Here is a 17,844-nt window from a genome sequence, read left to right on the forward strand (position 1 = left end):
GGAGGTCACTTCATTGAATCGCCTTAAAGAGAAGTTCCAAAAGGAAATTACTCCTGCTCTAGTGAGCAAGTTTAACTATAAATCTGTGATGGAAGTACCGAAAATCGAAAAGATCGTAATCAACACTGGTGTTGGTGACGCGGTATCTAACTCAAAAGCTTTAGACAATGCAGTAGAAGAATTAACACAAATCGCAGGTCAAAAGCCTGTTGTAACTCGTGCTAAAAAATCAATCGCTGGTTTCCGTCTTCGTGAAGGTATGCCAATCGGTGCGAAAGTAACTTTACGCGGCGAGCAAATGTATGAATTCTTCGACAAATTAGTATCAGTTTCTTTACCACGTGTACGTGATTTCCGTGGTGTTTCTAAGAAATCATTCGATGGTCGTGGGAACTACACATTAGGTGTTAAAGAGCAACTTATCTTCCCTGAGATCGATTATGATAAAGTAAGCAAAGTCCGCGGTATGGACATCGTAATCGTTACTACAGCGAAAACTGATGAAGAAGCTCGTGAACTGTTAACACAATTCGGTATGCCATTCCAAAAATAATGGAAGCCAACGCTAAGTAGAGGAGGCGAAAACGTGGCTAAAAAATCTATGATAGCGAAACAAAAGCGTACTCCTAAGTTTAAAGTACAAGAGTATACACGTTGCGAACGCTGCGGTCGTCCGCATTCTGTATACCGCAAATTTAAGCTTTGCCGTATTTGTTTCCGTGAACTTGCATATAAAGGTCAAATTCCTGGTGTTAAAAAAGCTAGTTGGTAAAACCCACAAATGGGAAGGAGGTAAAACACATGGTGATGACAGATCCAATTGCAGACATGCTTACTCGCATCCGTAATGCGAACATGGTACGTCATGAGAAATTAGAGGTTCCTGCTTCTAAAATCAAAAAAGAGATCGCTGAACTTTTAAAACGTGAAGGTTTCATTCGTGATGTAGAATACATCGAGGATAACAAACAAGGTATCCTTCGTATTTTCCTGAAATATGGTGCAAACAATGAACGTGTAATCACTGGATTAAAACGTATCAGTAAACCTGGCTTACGCGTTTACGCTAAAGCTGATGAAGTACCACGTGTACTTAACGGATTAGGTATCGCTCTTGTTTCTACATCTAAGGGAGTAATGACAGACAAAGACGCTCGTCAATTACAAACTGGTGGAGAAGTAGTAGCATACGTTTGGTAATATATATTTAAAACGAACGGAGGTGTGACCACATGTCTCGTATTGGTAAAAAGATTCTTGAAATCCCTGCAGGTGTTACTATCACAGTTGCAGAAGACAATACTGTAACAGTAAAAGGCCCTAAAGGTGAATTAACTCGTACTTTCAATGCTGATATGCTTATCAAAATTGAAGAGAATACATTAACAGTTGAGCGTCCATCTGAACAGAAGGACCACCGTGCATTACACGGTACAACTCGTGCTTTAATCGGAAACATGGTTGAAGGTGTAACTGCAGGTTTCGCACGCGGACTTGAATTAGTCGGTGTAGGTTACCGTGCTCAAAAACAAGGTGATAAACTTGTATTAAGCGTAGGTTATTCTCATCCAGTAGAAATGACTCCGGAAGCAGGTCTTGAAGTTGAAGTTCCTGCACCAACTAAAATCGTAATCAAAGGTATCGACAAGCAACGTGTTGGCGAATTTGCTGCTAACATCCGTGCTGTACGTGCTCCTGAGCCATATAAAGGTAAAGGTATTCGTTACGAAGGCGAAGTTGTTCGTCGTAAAGAAGGTAAAACTGCTAAGTAAACCCGTTAGGTGAGAGAAAGGAGTGACAAGAAAATGATCACTAAAGCTGATAAAAATGCGACTCGTAAGAAAAGACATGCACGTGTACGTGCTAAACTTACTGGTACTGCAGAGCGTCCACGTTTAAACGTGTTCCGTTCTAACCAACATATTTACGCTCAAGTTATTGATGATGTGAATGGTGTAACGTTAGTAAGTGCATCTACTCTTGATAAAGACCTTGCTCTTAACGGTACTAGCAATACTGAAGCTGCTACGAAAGTAGGAGAATCAGTTGCTAAGCGTGCTGTAGAGAAAGGCGTTAAAGAAGTAGTATTCGATCGCGGTGGTTACTTATACCATGGCCGTGTTAAAGCTCTAGCTGAAGCTGCTCGTGAGGCTGGATTACAATTTTAATGGTCAAAGGAGGGAAAATTGATGCATCGCATTGACCCAAGTAAATTAGAACTTGAAGAACGTGTAGTTACGATAAATCGTGTCGCGAAAGTTGTTAAGGGTGGTCGTCGTTTCCGCTTTGCTGCACTAGTTGTAGTTGGCGATAAAAACGGTCATGTTGGATTCGGTACTGGTAAAGCACAAGAGGTACCAGACGCAATCCGCAAAGCTATCGAAGACGCTAAGAAAAACTTAATCGCTGTACCATTAGTTGGTACAACAATTCCACACACAATCAACGGTCACTTTGGAGCTGGTGAAGTATTCTTAAAACCTGCTGCTGAAGGTACTGGTGTTATTGCTGGTGGACCTGTTCGTGCGGTACTTGAATTAGCTGGTGTACAAGATATTCTTTCGAAATCTCTTGGTTCTAACACACCAATCAACATGATTCGCGCTACTGTGAACGGATTAAGCGAACTTAAGCGCGCTGAAGATGTTGCAAAATTACGCGGTAAATCTGTAGAAGAGCTACTAGGTTAAGGAGGGAAAACAAATGGCGAAAAAGTTAGAAATTACCCTCACTCGTAGTGTAATTGGTCGTCCACAAGATCAACGTGCGACGGTAGAAGCTTTAGGTCTTAAAAAGTTGAATTCAACTGTAGTTAAGGAAGAAACTCCTGCTATTCTTGGTATGATCAACAAAGTTTCTCACCTTATAACTGTAAAAGAAGCTTAAGGATAACTCATTAATATAAGGAGGTGCCTGGGAATGAAACTTCATGAATTAAAACCTGCAGAAGGTTCTCGTAAAGTACGTAACCGTGTCGGTCGTGGTATCGGTTCTGGTAACGGTAAAACTGCTGGTAAAGGTCATAAAGGACAAAACGCACGTTCTGGTGGCGGTGTTCGTCTTGGCTTCGAAGGTGGTCAAACTCCATTATTCCGTCGTTTACCAAAACGCGGCTTCACAAACATTAACCGTAAAGAGTTTGCTATTGTAAACTTAACAACGTTAAATCGTTTTGAAGATGGTACAGAAGTAACACCTGAATTATTGCTGGAAACTGGCGTTATCAGCAAGTTAAACGACGGTGTTAAAATTCTTGCAAGCGGCGCAGTAGAGAAAAAACTAACTGTTAAAGCGCACAAGTTCTCTTCAAGTGCTAAAGAAGCAATTGAAGCAGCTGGCGGATCAGTTGAGGTGATCTAATGTTTCGTACAATCTCCAACTTTATGCGCGTTGCTGAGATAAGACGTAAAATATTATTCACTTTAGCGATGTTAATCGTATTCAGGATTGGCACGTTTATCCCAGTGCCATTTACAAATGGAGACGTACTGAAAGCACAAGATCAATTAAATGCCTTAGGTATCCTAAATACATTTGGCGGTGGCGCCTTGAAAAACTTCTCCATCTTCGCGATGGGAATCATGCCGTATATTACAGCATCCATCATCGTGCAATTATTGCAGATGGATGTTGTTCCTAAATTTTCGGAATGGTCGAAGCAAGGCGAAATGGGCCGTCGTAAACTAACGCAATTTACGCGTTACTTTACAATTGTTCTTGCGTTTATTCAGGGGTTTGGTATGTCAATCGGTTTTAACGGTATGGTAGGTGGGCAATTAATTTTGAATCCTGGTTGGAGCACTTATTTATACATTGCTACGGTACTGACTGCTGGTACTGCATTTTTAATGTGGTTAGGCGAACAGATTACATCTAAAGGTGTAGGTAATGGTATTTCCATCCTTATCTTTGGAGGTATTGCCGCAGCGATCCCAAGTGTTATATCTCAAGTGTATCAACAACAGTTTCAAAATATCGGAGATCAATTGTTCATGAGTATCGTTAAAGTTGCATTGATCTTACTAGCTGTGCTAGCGGTTATTGTTGGTGTTATTTTCATTCAACAGGCTGTTAGAAAGATCCCAATTCAATATGCGAAGCGTGTAACAGGAGGGAATGGGAATCATGCTGGAGCACAAAACACACATTTACCGCTTAAGGTAAATAGTGCGGGTGTTATTCCAGTCATTTTTGCTGTTTCATTCTTAATTACGCCTCCAACTATTGCACAGTTCTTCCCGAATCATGATGTATCGCAGTGGATCATTGCAAACTTTAACTATTCTCACCCAGTGGGAATGATTATATATGTTGCGCTCATTGTAGCCTTCACATATTTCTATGCATTTGTTCAGGTTAATCCAGAGCAAATGTCAGAGAATCTAAACAAACAAGGTGGATATGTTCCAGGTATTCGTCCGGGTAAGAATACGGAACAATATCTAACAAAAATCTTGTATCGTTTGACCTTTGTAGGATCAATTTTCCTAGCAGCGATTGCAATCTTACCAGTTATCTTTACGAAACTGGGAAATCTTCCTCCATCTGCACAGATTGGTGGAACGAGTATGTTAATCGTTGTCGGCGTTGCTTTAGAAACAATGAAGCAGCTAGAAAGCCAACTGGTAAAACGCCATTACAAAGGGTTTATCAAGCAGTGAGTAAGTGGGAAGAATTGTCTTCCCTACATGCTCATGTACTCTGAGGGGGAACAAGGATGAACTTAATTTTAATGGGGCTTCCTGGTGCTGGTAAAGGTACACAAGCCGAACAGATTGTTGCCAAGTATAACATCCCTCACATTTCAACAGGAGATATGTTCCGTGCAGCTATGAAGGCTGAAACTGAAATGGGTTTACAAGCAAAATCTTTTATTGATAAAGGTGCACTTGTTCCAGATGAAGTTACAATCGGAATCGTTCGTGAACGTTTAAGTCAAGAAGACTGCGTAAGAGGTTTCTTACTAGACGGTTTCCCACGAACTGTTGCACAAGCATCAGCTCTTGAAGAGATTATGAAAGATCTTGGCAAAAAAATCGACTATGTTTTAAACATTAATGTGGATTCAGGGTTGTTATTAAAACGCCTTACAGGCCGTCGCATTTGTAAAGAGTGCGGTGCGACTTACCACTTAGAATTCAATGCGCCAGCAAAAGCTGACGTGTGCGATAAATGTGGTGGCGAATTATATCAACGCTCTGATGACAATGAAGAAACTGTAGCAAATCGTTTAGATGTAAATATTAAGCAAACAAAACCTTTGCTTGATTTCTACGAGGAGCTTGGTTACCTACAAAGCATTAATGGTGAGCAAGATATCAATAAAGTATTTGCTGATATCGATGTTCTCATCGGAGGCTTAGCGTAATGATAATCTGCAAAACTCCTCGCGAGATAGAAATCATGCGAGAAGCTGGCAGGATCGTTGCTTTAACTCATCAAGAGTTGAAACAGCACATTACTCCAGGAATTACAACGAAAGAGCTCGATCAAATAGCGGAAAAGACGATTCAAAAATATGGTGCTACGCCATCTTTTAAAGGATACAACGGATTTCCGGGGAGCATTTGTGCTTCTGTAAATGAAGAGCTTGTACACGGAATTCCAGGGAAGCGCAAGCTCAAAGAGGGCGATATCATCAGTATCGATATTGGTGCGAAATACAATGGGTACCATGGCGATTCTGCATGGACGTATCCAGTTGGAAGCATTTCTGAATCTGTTCAAAAGCTACTTGATGTCACAGAAAAATCGTTGTATCTTGGTCTAGAACAAGTAAAACCAGGCGAAAGATTATCAAATATCTCACATGCGGTTCAAACCCATGCTGAAGAGAATGGGTTCTCGATCGTTAGGGAGTATGTTGGTCACGGAATCGGGCAAGACTTACATGAGGACCCTCAAATCCCGCACTATGGTCCACCAAATGGAGGCCCTAGATTAAAGCCGGGAATGGTCATCTGTGTTGAGCCGATGGTGAATCAAGGAAGACGATATGTAAAAACACTATCTGATGACTGGACAGTGGTAACGGTAGATGGTAAATGGTGTGCCCATTTTGAGCACACGATTGCTCTTACAGAAGCAGGATACGAAATCCTTACCACTTTATAAGTAGCTGGCTCTCCGGGATTTCAGAGCAGTGTAAAATGTTACTGATTTGAAGAAGGGAGAACTATTGAATGGCTAAAGATGATGTAATTGAAGTCGAAGGTACCGTTCTTGAAACGTTGCCAAATGCTATGTTCAAAGTAGAATTAGAGAATGGGCATGTCGTATTGGCTCACGTTTCTGGTAAAATCCGTATGAACTTCATTCGTATTTTACCAGGAGACAAAGTTACGGTAGAATTATCTCCGTACGATTTAAATCGTGGTCGTATTACGTACCGTTTTAAATAATATAGCACTCCGTAATCTTTAAGGAGGTTCGAGACATGAAAGTAAGACCGTCAGTTAAACCAATCTGCGAAAAATGTAAAGTTATTCGTAGACGTGGAAAAGTAATGGTTATTTGTGAAAACCCTAAACATAAACAAAAACAAGGTTAATCAGAAGGAGGTGCATTCAGAATGGCACGTATCGCAGGTGTAGATATTCCTCGAGACAAACGCGTTGTTATTTCTTTAACTTACGTATTCGGCATTGGTCGCACAACTGCTGAAAAAATTCTTACTGAAGCTGGTATTTCTTCAGAAACACGAGTTCGTGATTTAACGGAAGACGAACTAGGACGTATCCGTGATATCATCGATCGTATTAAAGTTGAGGGAGACCTTCGTCGTGAAGTATCTCTTAACATTAAACGTCTAATGGAGATCGGTTCTTACCGTGGTCTTCGTCACCGTCGTGGTTTACCAGTTCGTGGTCAAAACTCTAAAAACAATGCTCGTACACGTAAAGGTCCACGTCGTACAGTAGCAAATAAAAAGAAATAATAAGTAAAGGAGGTTGAACTAACAATGGCACGTAAAACAAACACTCGTAAAAAACGTGTGAAAAAGAATATTGAAGCTGGTATAGCTCATATTCGTTCTACTTTCAACAACACAATCGTAACACTTACAGATACTCATGGTAACGCACTTTCTTGGTCTAGTGCTGGTGCACTTGGTTTCCGTGGATCTCGTAAGTCTACTCCATTCGCTGCGCAAATGGCTGCTGAAGCTGCTGCTAAAGTTGCAATGGAACACGGTTTAAAAACTTTAGAGGTTACTGTTAAAGGTCCTGGTGCTGGTCGTGAAGCTGCAATTCGTGCTCTTCAAGCTGCAGGTCTAGAAGTAACAGCAATTAGAGATGTTACTCCAGTTCCTCATAATGGATGTCGTCCACCAAAACGTCGTCGTGTGTAATTTTTCTGTATAGAATTTTCCCTTTTGTCTATAATGGATATGATGCATTATCGAGAAATTTCGTACAGAAACATCGCTTGTTGTGCACAATCGGGAACTGCCTAAGGGGGACTTTCGGTTAGACAGGGGGTATCCCTTTGTTTAACCGGGGTTTCGACGTTTTGAAGGAGGGTTTAGTTAATGATTGAAATCGAAAAGCCGAAAATCGAAACGGTTGAACTTAACGAAGATGCTAAATATGGTAAATTCGTAATTGAACCGCTTGAGCGTGGATATGGTACTACTTTGGGTAACTCCTTACGTCGTATTCTTTTATCCTCACTCCCTGGTGCCGCTGTTACTGCTATCCAAATCGATGGCGTATTACATGAATTTTCAACAGTTGAGGGCGTAGTAGAAGACGTTACGACGATCATCTTAAACTTGAAAAAGTTAGCTCTTAAAATCTACTCTGAAGAAGAGAAGACGTTGGAAATTGATGTGCAGGGCGAAGGTATTGTCACAGCTGCTGATATTACTCACGATAGTGATGTAGAAATCTTAAATCCAGATTTACACATTGCAACGTTAGCAAAAAATGCGCATTTCCGCATGCGTTTAACTGCAAAGCGTGGCCGTGGGTATACGCCAGCTGATGCAAATAAAAGCGAAGATCAACCAATAGGAGTAATTCCTATTGATTCTATTTATACTCCAGTATCACGTGTGACTTACCAAGTGGAAAAGACACGTGTCGGACAAGTGGCTAATTATGATAAGCTTACGCTTGATGTATGGACGGATGGAAGCATCGGGCCAAAAGAAGCTATCTCTTTAGGTGCCAAAATCTTAACTGAGCATTTAAATATCTTTGTTGGTTTGACTGATGAAGCACAAAATGCTGAGATTATGGTCGAGAAGGAAGAAGATCAAAAAGAGAAAGTTCTTGAGATGACTATCGAGGAACTAGATCTTTCTGTTCGTTCTTATAATTGCCTTAAACGTGCAGGAATTAATACTGTACAAGAGCTTGCGAACAAAACAGAAGAAGATATGATGAAAGTTCGTAACTTAGGACGTAAATCCTTAGAAGAAGTTAAACATAAACTTGAGGAATTAGGTTTAGGTTTACGTAAAGACGACTGAGGATTTAAACCCATCAACAAAGGAGGGAACTACGAATGGCATACAGAAAATTAGGCCGTACAAGTGCGCAACGTAAAGCTATGTTACGTGATTTAGCTACTGATTTAATTATCAACGAGCGCATCCAAACGACAGAAACTCGTGCAAAAGAACTTCGTTCTGTAGTGGAAAAAATGATCACTTTAGGTAAACGCGGAGATCTTCACGCTCGTCGTCAAGCAGCAGCTTTCATTCGCAATGAAGTAGCTAACGCTGAGACTGGTCAAGATGCACTTCAAAAATTATTCGCTGATGTAGCTCCACGCTATGCTGAGCGCCAAGGCGGATACACTCGTATTGCAAAAATTGGTCCACGTCGCGGAGACGCAGCACCAATGGTAATTATCGAGTTAGTATAATGATAATTAAAAGGGCAGGACAGTTCTTTTCAAGAAACTGGTCATGGCCCTTTTTTTTAAATATAAAAATAGGCTAACTCGGCGAAGGAAAGGGTGCCTTGTATTGAAAAAAGAGAAACTTCGGACAGAAAATATATCATTTCAATATCCTGGGGCAGCCACTTATGCATTACAAGATGTTTCATTTTCTTTGTATGAGGGAGAATGGGTATCTGTTATTGGACAAAATGGTTCAGGGAAGTCTACACTTGCAAAATTATTGAATGGTTTGTTTTTGCCGGAAGCAGGGACTATTACAGTAAATGATACAATGGTTTTATCAGAGGAAACGGTGTGGGATGTTCGAAAACAAATTGGTATGGTATTTCAAAATCCAGATAATCAATTTGTTGGAACGACAGTGCAAGACGACGTTGTATTTGGCTTAGAGAATATCGGAATGCCAAGAGAACAGATGGTAGAAAGATTAGATCAGGCTCTCAAACTTGTCCGTATGGAAGATTTTCTTAATGATGAACCTCATTCGTTATCTGGTGGGCAAAAGCAGCGAGTGGCAATAGCAGGCGTTTTAGCACTTCAGCCATCTATTTTGATATTAGATGAAGCAACGTCAATGCTAGATCCTCAAGGAAGACGTGAAGTAGTAGAAACGGTTAGACAACTTGTTAATCAAAAAGGTATTACCGTGTTATCAATTACGCACGATTTAGAAGAAGCGGCACAATCAGACCGTGTCATTATTTTAAATAAGGGAGAAATATTAGAGGAAGGGACTCCAGAGCAAATTTTCAAGTCCTCTCATATGCTCCACGAAATTGGATTAGATGTACCATTTTCAGTGAAAATAGCAGAATTATTAAAAAGAAATGAAATTCTCTTGCAAAATACGCATCTTACAATGGAAAGCTTGGTGAACGAACTTTGGAGATTACATTCCAAAAAGTAGAACATCGTTATCAATATAAAACTCCATTTGAAAGACGCGCACTTTATGATGTAGACGTGTCGTTTCCAAGTGGGGGCTATTATACCATTATCGGTCATACTGGTTCAGGTAAATCGACGATGATTCAACATTTAAATGGTTTATTGCAGCCGACAAATGGTACAGTTCAAATTGGTGAACATTTCATTTCGGCAGGAAAGAAAGAAAAAAAGCTAAAGCCACTACGTAAAAAAGTAGGGGTTGTCTTTCAATTCCCAGAACATCAGTTGTTTGAAGAGAGTGTGGAGAAAGATATTTGTTTCGGCCCTACTAATTTTGGGGTATCTGTAGAAGAAGCGAAGCAAAAGGCAAGAGAGGCAATTGAACTTGTAGGGTTAGAACCAGAACTGTTAACACGTTCACCGTTTGAGCTAAGTGGTGGACAGATGAGGCGTGTTGCGATAGCGGGCGTATTGGCGATGGAACCCGAAGTGCTTGTATTAGATGAACCTACAGCAGGACTAGATCCAAAAGGACAGAATGAACTTATGGAGATGTTTTATAAGCTACATAAGGAAAAAGGTCTTACAGTTATCCTAGTAACACATAATATGGAGGATGCTGCTAAGTATGCCGAGCAGATTGTAGTCATGCATAAAGGAACGGTCTTTTTGCAAGGAAGTGCAGAGGAAGTATTTTCACATGCTGATGAGCTAGAGAAAATTGGCGTGGATCTTCCTATGTCTTTAAAGTATAAACGTGCAATTGAAGAGAAGTTTGGCATTTCAATCCCAAAGGCTACCTTATCTTTAGAGGATCTTACTCATGAAGTTGTGAAGGTGTTACGAAAAGGTGGTCATGAATCATGCAGCAGTTGATTATTGGAAGGTATATTCCAGGGAATTCTCTTATTCATCAACTTGATCCACGTACGAAGCTGCTGATTGTCTTTTTATATGTATTTGTTGTTTTCTTAGCAAATAATGCGATTTCATATGGATTTTTATTTTTATATGCACTCATTGCTTTATTTTTTGCAAAAGTGCCGATTCGTTATGTACTTTCGGGCTTAAAACCAATTCTATGGATTTTTCTTTTTACATTTTTCCTGCATATTTTTACAAATAAAGAAGGGGAAGTACTATTCCAGCTTGGTTGGTTTTCGATACATGAAAAAGGATTAGAGCAAGGGATATACATTTCTATACGATTCTTCGTTATTATTTTAATGACGACATTATTAACGTTAACGACGACACCTATTGAGATTACAGATGGTTTGGAGACGTTATTAAAGCCGTTGAAGCGTATAAAAGTTCCTGTTCATGAAATCGCATTAATGATGTCAATTTCTCTTCGTTTTATTCCGACATTAATGGATGAAACGAGTAAAATAATGAAAGCACAATCGTCACGTGGTATTGATTTCGCAGGAGGACCGATAAAAGATAGGATGAAAGCTATTATCTCACTACTGGTTCCTCTATTTATCAGTGCTTTTAAGCGTGCTGAGGACTTAGCAATTGCTATGGAGGCTCGTGGATATCAAAGTGGCGAAGGACGTACTAAATTTAGGCAACTACGCTGGAAAACAAGCGATACAGTAACGATTATAAGCTTACTTTGCTTAGCTTGTATTTTGGCATGGGTGCGATCGTAATGGAGAATGGAGAAATGGATAGAATAAAATGTACGGTTGCATATGATGGCATGCATTTTTGTGGTTATCAAATTCAGCCGCAGCATCGTACTGTTCAACAAGAGATTGAAAAAGCTTTGCAGAAATTGCATAAAGGAGAACTTGTTCGTGTTCAGGCATCGGGCAGAACGGATTCTACTGTTCACGCTAAAGGACAGGTTATACACTTTGATACACCTTTGTCTCTTGAAGAGTGGCAATGGGGTAATGCATTAAACACAATGTTGCCAGATGATATTGTTATCAGACAGGTAGAGAAAAAAACAGAAGAATTTCATGCGCGTTACGGTGTTGAGAGAAAAGAATATCGTTATCGTGTGTTATTATCAAAGACTGCGGATGTATTCCGTAGAAATTATGTATATCAATATCCATATCCGCTCGAAATAAACTCTATAAGAAAAGCGATCCCTTATTTTATTGGAACGCATGATTTCACTTCTTTTTGTTCGGCAAAAACTGACAAAAAAGATAAAGTGAGAACAATTTATGAAATTGAGCTAATTGAGCAAGACGATGAATTAATTTTTCGTTTTGTAGGTAATGGATTTTTATATAATATGGTCAGAATTATTGTTGGTACGTTACTGAACGTAGGGCAAGGAAAGCTTGATCCAGACAGCATTCCAGAGATTCTAGCGAAACAAAATCGTCAGTTTGCTGGAAAGATGGCTCCTGGTCATGGGCTTTACTTATGGCAGGTAAACTATAACAACTAATCCTGGTGTAACATTTGCTTGACATTAGAAACTCAAAAGTATATCATAACATATGGTATTGTTTCTAAAACCACGATTAGCCCCGGAAGGAAATCGTGTTTAAGATAAACAATAGATTTTTTCTATGGAAAAGATAACGAGGAGGGAAACACATGCGTACGACTTTTATGGCAAAAGCTAACGAAGTTGAGCGTAAATGGTATGTGGTTGATGCTGAAGGTCAAACTTTAGGTCGCCTATCTACAGAAGTAGCATCTATTTTACGCGGTAAAAACAAACCTACATTTACACCACACGTTGACACGGGTGATCATGTAATTATTATTAACGCTGAGAAAATTCATTTAACAGGTAATAAATTAAACGATAAAATTTACTACCGTCACACTAACCACCCAGGTGGACTTAAACAAAGAACAGCTCTAGAAATGCGTACAAACTACCCTGTACAAATGTTAGAGCTTGCAATTAAAGGCATGCTTCCAAAAGGACGCTTAGGCCGTCAAGTTTCTAAGAAACTAAACGTGTATGCTGGAGCAGAGCATCCACACCAAGCACAAAAACCAGAAGTTTACGAACTTCGCGGATAATTAATTAAAGGAGGGCTTACTTTGGCACAGGTTCAATACTATGGCACTGGACGTCGTAAGAGTTCAGTAGCGCGCGTACGCCTAGTTCCAGGCGAAGGACGCGTTATCATTAACGGTCGTGATTTTGAAAACTATATCCCATTTGCTGCATTACGTGAAGTAGTGAAACAACCTCTAGTTGCAACAGAAACTTTAGGTAACTACGATGTACTTGTAAACGTAAATGGTGGTGGATACACTGGTCAAGCTGGTGCTATTCGTCACGGTATTTCTCGCGCTTTATTAAAAGCTGATCCAGAATACCGTCTAACACTAAAACGTGCAGGTCTATTAACTCGTGACGCACGTATGAAAGAGCGTAAAAAATACGGTCTTAAAGGCGCACGTCGTGCACCTCAGTTCTCAAAACGTTAATTTTTGCGAACTACAAACCCCAACCATTTTGGTTGGGGTTTTTTTATGTTTCATTCCCCTTTTGGAATTTTTGTAGTTTGGAATATTTTAGTGCTATCCTCTCGCGTATGCTTCTTCTTTAGAAGTTTAGACTAATACGTATTAGGGAGGTTTATAAGTACTATGAATGTCATTGTCAGCTTACAAGAAAAACAAAAAGAGAAGCAGTTGAAATATGAACGGAAGATGCTGCGAGAATTATCATTAAAAACATTACGTTCAAATATTAGAGATGCCTTTCAGATGCAGGAACTTCATCGTCAGTATGAAGATTACTGTATTGAATTAGGGATAGAATCGTATTTATTAGGAGCGAGATACAGTAAGTTTGGTTATTATGGTGAATCATTCTTTGATGTGAAATATAGAGCCTTAGAAGAAGAGCAACAATTAACGGAAACACTATTTCAATTTTTAACGAGCATGACTATGAGGGAAATTAAGTTACAAGATGAGGAATTACTTTTTGAATCTTGTCAGCAGTTTATTGGCTTATGGTGGCAGGAAGGATATGAAAAAGGTGAAAGAAGATATCGATTAAAGCTTCATTAAGACAAGCATAAACTTTCCTCTTGTCCCATATAAGTAATTAGAGGGACTAGCTGGAGGAGGAAAGGTATGAAGAGAATTCGAATTATCTCTTTTGCACTCGCTGCGGTTGTTTTGTTTTTTTTAGTCAAACAAGAATTTCAAATTACAAAATCGTGGCGAGCGTGGAATTTACCCTTATCAGGGAAAGTGATTGTATTAGATGCTGGGCATGGTGGGCCAGACGGAGGGGCTGTTGGTGGAAAAGATATTATAGAAAAAGATATTACGCTTGAGATTACAAAGAAGGTACAAGATTATTTACAGGAACAAGGTGCGCTAGTTATTTTAACACGTGAGGGAGATTATGATTTAGCTCAGAAAGATACAAAATCATATAGTAGACGTAAAGCAGAGGATTTAAAAAAGCGTGTAGAGATTATTAATAAACCGGATGTAGACTTTTTTGCGAGTATTCATTTAAATGCTTTAACTAGTAGTGGATCGAAAGGCGCACAAACGTTCTATTACCGTTCTTCGATTGAAAATGAACGTGCTGCGAAATTTATACAAGCTGAATTGAGGACGAGTTTAGAGAATACGAATCGTTCTGCTAAAACAATTTCTCATGTGTATTTATTAAAGTATGCGAAAACACCAGGTGCTTTAATTGAAGCTGGCTTTTTATCGAATGTAAACGAAAGGTATATGTTAAATTCGGAGAAATATCAGCAAAAGGTAGCGGCTGCAGTATATCGTGGTATATTACGCTATTTCACGGAAAAAGGAAATCCTCCAGAATAAGGAGGATTTTTTGAGTTTCTCTCATTAACGAAGTTTTCCGAAAATATGTTATACTGGAAATGTAAACGCATTTATTTAAAAAATAAAGAGAGATAAATTTAATTAACATTACGTTATTTTTCATACAGGGGGCTAATCATGGTAACGAAAGAGCAAGTAGTGGAAGCGTTAGAAGGGGTTGTAGATCCGTTTTTACATAAAACGTTAAAAGAAACAGGGGCAATTAAAGAGGTAACAGTTAAGCCTGAGAAGGAACATGTAAGTGTTAAAATTGCAATCGTAAAAACCGGTACAGCGGAACAAATGCAATTGCAATCTGGAATTGTAAAGTTAGTAAAAGAATTAGGAGCAGCAACAGTAGGGCTTCGCTTTGCAGAATTTACAGAAGAGGAATTAGCTCAGTTTGCACCGGAACAAGAAGAAGAGCAAGCTGAATCTTTATTGTCACCAAATTCAAAAACAACATTTTTAGCAGTGGCGAGTGGAAAAGGTGGGGTAGGGAAATCAACAGTTTCTGTTAACCTTGCTATTGCTCTAGCTCGTCTAGGGAAAAAGGTTGGTATCATTGATGCCGATATTTATGGTTTTAGCGTACCGGATATGATGGGGATAGAAAAACGTCCTGTTGTAAGAGGGGATAAAATTATTCCAGTCGAGCGTCTAGGTGTAAAGGTAATCTCAATGGGATTCTTTGTAGAAGATAATGCACCGGTTATTTGGAGAGGGCCTATGCTTGGGAAAATGTTAAATCACTTCTTCACAGAAGTAGAATGGGGCGATTTAGACTATTTAGTTTTAGATTTACCACCGGGTACAGGTGATGTTGCGCTAGACTTACATTCGATGTTGCCGGCTTGTAAAGAAATTATTGTAACAACGCCACATCCAACAGCGGCATTTGTAGCAGCGCGTGCTGGAGCCATGGCTTTACGTACAGAACATAGTATTCTTGGTGTTGTTGAAAATATGGCGTATTTTGAAAGTAAAACAACTGGTGAAAAAGAATATGTGTTCGGAAGAGGTGGAGGAGATAAATTAGCTACAGAACTTCAAACAGAAGTACTTGGCCGAATCCCACTTCAACAACCTGATTGGAATAAAGAAGACTTTGCGCCATCAGTATATGAAGATACACATACGACAGGTCTTATTTATCGCACGATAGCTGAGACTGTAATTGATAAAATAGCTGTCGCGCAAAAATAAAATAATAATGAGTGGACGATACATATATTGTCCACTCATTATTATCGTTATAATTTTTACTGCTGTTCTTTTTTAGCGTCTTGGGAACCACCTTCACCGCCTGCTTCTTTTTTATCAGATCCACTTTTTTCGGCCTTTTGTACACCTTTACTAATAATATCAATCATCTTAGCTTGGAAGAGTGGGCTTTCAGCAGTTTCGGTTAGTACTTGTTGTAAATATTGACGGTATTCTTTGCTCTTCATCGTTTGTAACATCATTTTTTCTACTTCAGGGTTCTTCATAATTTCTATAACGCCTGCTTGGTATTCAGGGTCTTTTAGTAATGTTTTCATTAAGGTTGTTTGTTCTTTCCCCATACTTTTAGCGAATTTCGATGAGAACTCAGGGTCTTTAAAGAGCTTTTCCCAGAATTGTTGCCCTTTGTCGGATACCATTGCATCTTCAATCGTTTTCTTTACTACTGTTTCATCTAGTATGAGTGCTTGTTTCATTTTTTCATCAGTTAACACATCTTGAATGGCTTTCTTACCTTGATCAGTTTTTAAAATATCAACAATCATTTTCTTCGTTTGATCGTAATCAAGTTCGGACTTTGCTTCTTTTCCTTGTGCACACGCTACAAGTGCGAGGAATAGAAAAGAAGAAGTCAAAACGAGCAGCATCCGTTTCATAAGTTGGAACTCCTTTCAGCACAGTTCTCTCTTTTTAATATAAATATCTTTAGGGAATTTATACATGAACATGGCTAGCTTTTTGAAATTGTCATTGATACAATTTAATTAGAAATATAAGGATAATGGGGGATGTGTTGTGAATAGCCGCAAGTGGGTACGACTATTTTTTACGACGTTGTTTCTTGGTGGGATTAGCACGGTCATACTTGGGTTTGTTTTAGAGTGGGACAAGTACGCTAAATTTTTTCAAAATTTAGACGGAAAGGAAATTCTAGCAGTTTCCTTTTGGTTGATGGGTGTAGGATTTATTTTTAGTGTTATAAGTCAGATGGGATTCTTTGCTTATTTAACAATTCATCGTTTTGGGTTAGGTATGTTCCGTTCACCTTCTTTATGGAATGCAGTCCAGCTCTTCTTTATTGCATTCGTTTTGTTTGATTTCGTGTATTTAAGATCTGTATTGATTGCGAACGGGGAAGCTTCATTAGGGAATAACATACTTGTTGCTGGTGTGTTATTTATGTTCGGGGCCATTGTTGCTTACATAAAAAGTAAGGAAACAAATAAAAAGGCATTTGTGCCCGCTTTGTTCTTTATGGTTGTTGTAACAATTCTTGAATGGGTACCAGCTCTTCGAATTAATGATACAGACTGGTTATATTTAATGGTGATACCACTTTTATTATGTAATGCATATCAGTTACTTATATTACATCGTTTAATTGGAAAGAGGAGTAAGTCAGCCTAATATAAGAGAGTTTGTACGAATGAAAAAAGCTCTATTACCTGAATGAAAGGTAATAGAGCTTTTTATGTGTGAAGGCACAATGGAAAAGAATTACTGTACATCTTTACTTTTCGTACTTGTGTTGGAAATAAGTTGTGATACGGATATTTGCTCATATCCGTCACTTTTTAATTTTTGTAGAAGCAGTGGTAAAGCTTTATTTGTTTGCAGGGCAGAATCGGATGCGTGTAATAAGACGATATCTCCACCTTTTAAATTAGTAGAGACGGTGGAAACGATATTGTTTACACCAGGGTTTTTCCAATCGTTTGAGTTATTACTCCAATGAACGATGGTGTATCCGAGTGATTCTGCTATTTTCAGTGTTGCTTTGTTAAAGTCTCCACTAGGTGGACGCAATAGCTTGACTTGTTTCACACCGAGTTTTGTAAAAATATCTTGCGCTCGTAAAAGATCTCTTCGTATTTCATTTGTCTCTAGAGAAGTGTAGGACGTGTAATTATAGCCCATACTACCGATTTCATGTCCATCTTTTATGATGCGTTCAACAACATCAGGGTGTCTTTCTGCCCATGCAGCAGAAAGGAAGAAGGTTGCATTCTTAATGTCTCTTTCTTTAAG

29 protein-coding genes (1 of these 29 only partly in view) are annotated in these 17,844 nt (G+C 39.1%); 27 read left to right on the forward strand and 2 right to left on the reverse strand.

The window, feature by feature from the left end:
• The first annotated feature begins 13 nt into the window (after positions 1-13).
• The 26 genes from rplE (at position 14) to ACHZK0_RS00855 (ending at position 15,798) form a co-directional block, all read left to right on the forward strand.
• Complete coding sequence (rplE, locus tag ACHZK0_RS00730; RefSeq protein ID WP_001080829.1) at positions 14-553, forward strand: 50S ribosomal protein L5; 540 nt, start codon at positions 14-16, stop codon at positions 551-553.
• A 33-nt stretch (positions 554-586) separates the two neighbouring features.
• Complete coding sequence (gene rpsN / locus ACHZK0_RS00735; protein ID WP_001085700.1) at positions 587-772, forward strand: 30S ribosomal protein S14; 186 nt, start codon at positions 587-589, stop codon at positions 770-772.
• Between the two features lie 29 nt (positions 773-801).
• A complete protein-coding gene (gene rpsH, locus ACHZK0_RS00740; RefSeq protein ID WP_000245511.1) occupies positions 802-1,200 on the forward strand; it encodes a 30S ribosomal protein S8 in 399 nt (132 codons plus the stop codon).
• 32 nt (positions 1,201-1,232) lie between these two features.
• Positions 1,233-1,772, forward strand: coding sequence for a 50S ribosomal protein L6 (rplF, locus tag ACHZK0_RS00745; protein ID WP_000086555.1), 540 nt, complete (start codon positions 1,233-1,235; stop codon positions 1,770-1,772).
• A gap of 33 nt (positions 1,773-1,805) precedes the next feature.
• Positions 1,806-2,168, forward strand: coding sequence for a 50S ribosomal protein L18 (rplR, locus tag ACHZK0_RS00750; RefSeq protein ID WP_000628818.1), 363 nt, complete (start codon positions 1,806-1,808; stop codon positions 2,166-2,168).
• 21 nt (positions 2,169-2,189) lie between these two features.
• Complete coding sequence (gene rpsE, locus ACHZK0_RS00755; RefSeq protein WP_000554646.1) at positions 2,190-2,690, forward strand: 30S ribosomal protein S5; 501 nt, start codon at positions 2,190-2,192, stop codon at positions 2,688-2,690.
• Between the two features lie 13 nt (positions 2,691-2,703).
• Positions 2,704-2,886 (forward strand): 50S ribosomal protein L30, encoded by a 183-nt coding sequence (gene rpmD / locus ACHZK0_RS00760; protein ID WP_001085231.1) that lies wholly within the window; start codon positions 2,704-2,706, stop codon positions 2,884-2,886.
• Between the two features lie 33 nt (positions 2,887-2,919).
• Entirely contained in the window at positions 2,920-3,360 is a 441-nt protein-coding gene (rplO, locus tag ACHZK0_RS00765) for a 50S ribosomal protein L15 (RefSeq protein ID WP_000766082.1), read from the forward strand.
• On the forward strand, positions 3,360-4,661 hold the full coding sequence (gene secY, locus ACHZK0_RS00770) for a preprotein translocase subunit SecY (protein ID WP_000490122.1): 1,302 nt from the start codon (positions 3,360-3,362) through the stop codon (positions 4,659-4,661). Before rplO ends, secY begins: the two co-directional genes overlap by 1 nt.
• A 56-nt stretch (positions 4,662-4,717) precedes the next feature.
• Complete coding sequence (locus tag ACHZK0_RS00775) at positions 4,718-5,368, forward strand: adenylate kinase (RefSeq protein ID WP_001048992.1); 651 nt, start codon at positions 4,718-4,720, stop codon at positions 5,366-5,368.
• Positions 5,368-6,114 carry a type I methionyl aminopeptidase gene (gene map, locus ACHZK0_RS00780; RefSeq protein WP_262741708.1) on the forward strand — a complete coding sequence of 249 codons (747 nt, stop codon included), beginning with the start codon at positions 5,368-5,370 and terminating at the stop codon, positions 6,112-6,114. Before ACHZK0_RS00775 ends, map begins: the two co-directional genes overlap by 1 nt.
• 68 nt (positions 6,115-6,182) lie before the next feature.
• Positions 6,183-6,401 carry a translation initiation factor IF-1 gene (gene infA, locus ACHZK0_RS00785; RefSeq protein WP_001029884.1) on the forward strand — a complete coding sequence of 73 codons (219 nt, stop codon included), beginning with the start codon at positions 6,183-6,185 and terminating at the stop codon, positions 6,399-6,401.
• Between the two features lie 35 nt (positions 6,402-6,436).
• Complete coding sequence (rpmJ, locus tag ACHZK0_RS00790) at positions 6,437-6,550, forward strand: 50S ribosomal protein L36 (RefSeq protein ID WP_000868344.1); 114 nt, start codon at positions 6,437-6,439, stop codon at positions 6,548-6,550.
• Between the two features lie 21 nt (positions 6,551-6,571).
• Entirely contained in the window at positions 6,572-6,937 is a 366-nt protein-coding gene (gene rpsM / locus ACHZK0_RS00795; protein ID WP_000090790.1) for a 30S ribosomal protein S13, read from the forward strand.
• Between the two features lie 24 nt (positions 6,938-6,961).
• A complete protein-coding gene (rpsK, locus tag ACHZK0_RS00800; protein ID WP_000101797.1) occupies positions 6,962-7,351 on the forward strand; it encodes a 30S ribosomal protein S11 in 390 nt (129 codons plus the stop codon).
• A gap of 180 nt (positions 7,352-7,531) precedes the next feature.
• Entirely contained in the window at positions 7,532-8,476 is a 945-nt protein-coding gene (locus tag ACHZK0_RS00805) for a DNA-directed RNA polymerase subunit alpha (protein WP_000569644.1), read from the forward strand.
• A 35-nt stretch (positions 8,477-8,511) separates the two neighbouring features.
• A complete protein-coding gene (rplQ, locus tag ACHZK0_RS00810; RefSeq protein WP_000331490.1) occupies positions 8,512-8,874 on the forward strand; it encodes a 50S ribosomal protein L17 in 363 nt (120 codons plus the stop codon).
• Positions 8,875-8,977: 103 nt separating this feature from the next.
• Positions 8,978-9,820 carry an energy-coupling factor ABC transporter ATP-binding protein gene (locus ACHZK0_RS00815; protein ID WP_262741707.1) on the forward strand — a complete coding sequence of 281 codons (843 nt, stop codon included), beginning with the start codon at positions 8,978-8,980 and terminating at the stop codon, positions 9,818-9,820.
• Positions 9,796-10,677, forward strand: a complete 882-nt coding sequence (locus tag ACHZK0_RS00820; protein WP_395761067.1) for an energy-coupling factor ABC transporter ATP-binding protein — start codon at positions 9,796-9,798, stop codon at positions 10,675-10,677. The genes ACHZK0_RS00815 and ACHZK0_RS00820 overlap by 25 nt, the downstream gene beginning before the upstream one ends.
• Positions 10,665-11,459, forward strand: coding sequence for an energy-coupling factor transporter transmembrane component T family protein (locus tag ACHZK0_RS00825; RefSeq protein ID WP_001186532.1), 795 nt, complete (start codon positions 10,665-10,667; stop codon positions 11,457-11,459). The genes ACHZK0_RS00820 and ACHZK0_RS00825 overlap by 13 nt, the downstream gene beginning before the upstream one ends.
• Before the next feature lie 14 nt (positions 11,460-11,473).
• Positions 11,474-12,217: a tRNA pseudouridine(38-40) synthase TruA gene (gene truA, locus ACHZK0_RS00830; protein WP_097845671.1), complete on the forward strand. Its 744-nt coding sequence runs from the start codon at positions 11,474-11,476 to the stop codon at positions 12,215-12,217.
• 152 nt (positions 12,218-12,369) lie between these two features.
• Positions 12,370-12,807: a 50S ribosomal protein L13 gene (rplM, locus tag ACHZK0_RS00835; RefSeq protein ID WP_001260795.1), complete on the forward strand. Its 438-nt coding sequence runs from the start codon at positions 12,370-12,372 to the stop codon at positions 12,805-12,807.
• A 21-nt stretch (positions 12,808-12,828) separates the two neighbouring features.
• Positions 12,829-13,221 (forward strand): 30S ribosomal protein S9, encoded by a 393-nt coding sequence (gene rpsI, locus ACHZK0_RS00840; RefSeq protein WP_000079986.1) that lies wholly within the window; start codon positions 12,829-12,831, stop codon positions 13,219-13,221.
• Positions 13,222-13,383: 162 nt separating this feature from the next.
• The gene (locus tag ACHZK0_RS00845) at positions 13,384-13,812 is read left to right on the forward strand and encodes a YbaK family protein (RefSeq protein ID WP_001101006.1); all 429 of its coding nucleotides are present in this window, start codon (positions 13,384-13,386) and stop codon (positions 13,810-13,812) included.
• Between the two features lie 66 nt (positions 13,813-13,878).
• Positions 13,879-14,592 carry an N-acetylmuramoyl-L-alanine amidase CwlD gene (gene cwlD / locus ACHZK0_RS00850; protein WP_000822445.1) on the forward strand — a complete coding sequence of 238 codons (714 nt, stop codon included), beginning with the start codon at positions 13,879-13,881 and terminating at the stop codon, positions 14,590-14,592.
• Positions 14,593-14,730: 138 nt separating this feature from the next.
• Complete coding sequence (locus ACHZK0_RS00855) at positions 14,731-15,798, forward strand: Mrp/NBP35 family ATP-binding protein (RefSeq protein WP_163096779.1); 1,068 nt, start codon at positions 14,731-14,733, stop codon at positions 15,796-15,798.
• A 56-nt stretch (positions 15,799-15,854) separates the two neighbouring features.
• Here ACHZK0_RS00855 and gerD read toward each other — a convergent pair whose 3' ends face one another.
• Positions 15,855-16,472: a spore germination protein GerD gene (gerD, locus tag ACHZK0_RS00860; protein ID WP_262741705.1), complete on the reverse strand. Its 618-nt coding sequence runs from the start codon at positions 16,470-16,472 to the stop codon at positions 15,855-15,857.
• 139 nt (positions 16,473-16,611) lie between these two features.
• On the opposite strand from gerD, the gene kbaA reads away from it, so the two are divergent.
• Positions 16,612-17,223 carry a KinB signaling pathway activation protein KbaA gene (gene kbaA, locus ACHZK0_RS00865; protein WP_262741704.1) on the forward strand — a complete coding sequence of 204 codons (612 nt, stop codon included), beginning with the start codon at positions 16,612-16,614 and terminating at the stop codon, positions 17,221-17,223.
• 90 nt (positions 17,224-17,313) lie between these two features.
• Here the strand turns inward: kbaA and pdaB are convergent, their stop codons facing one another.
• Positions 17,314-17,844, reverse strand: partial view of a polysaccharide deacetylase family sporulation protein PdaB gene (pdaB, locus tag ACHZK0_RS00870; RefSeq protein WP_262741703.1) — the 3' portion only. 234 nt of this gene lie beyond the right edge of the window; 531 of the gene's 765 nt are visible here — the last part of the coding sequence; the start codon falls outside the window, past its right edge — the gene reads right to left on this strand; it ends in the stop codon at positions 17,314-17,316.

The organism is Bacillus sp. 3G2, assembly GCF_044324725.1.
Classification (GTDB): Bacteria; Bacillota; Bacilli; order Bacillales; family Bacillaceae_G; genus Bacillus_A; species Bacillus_A mobilis.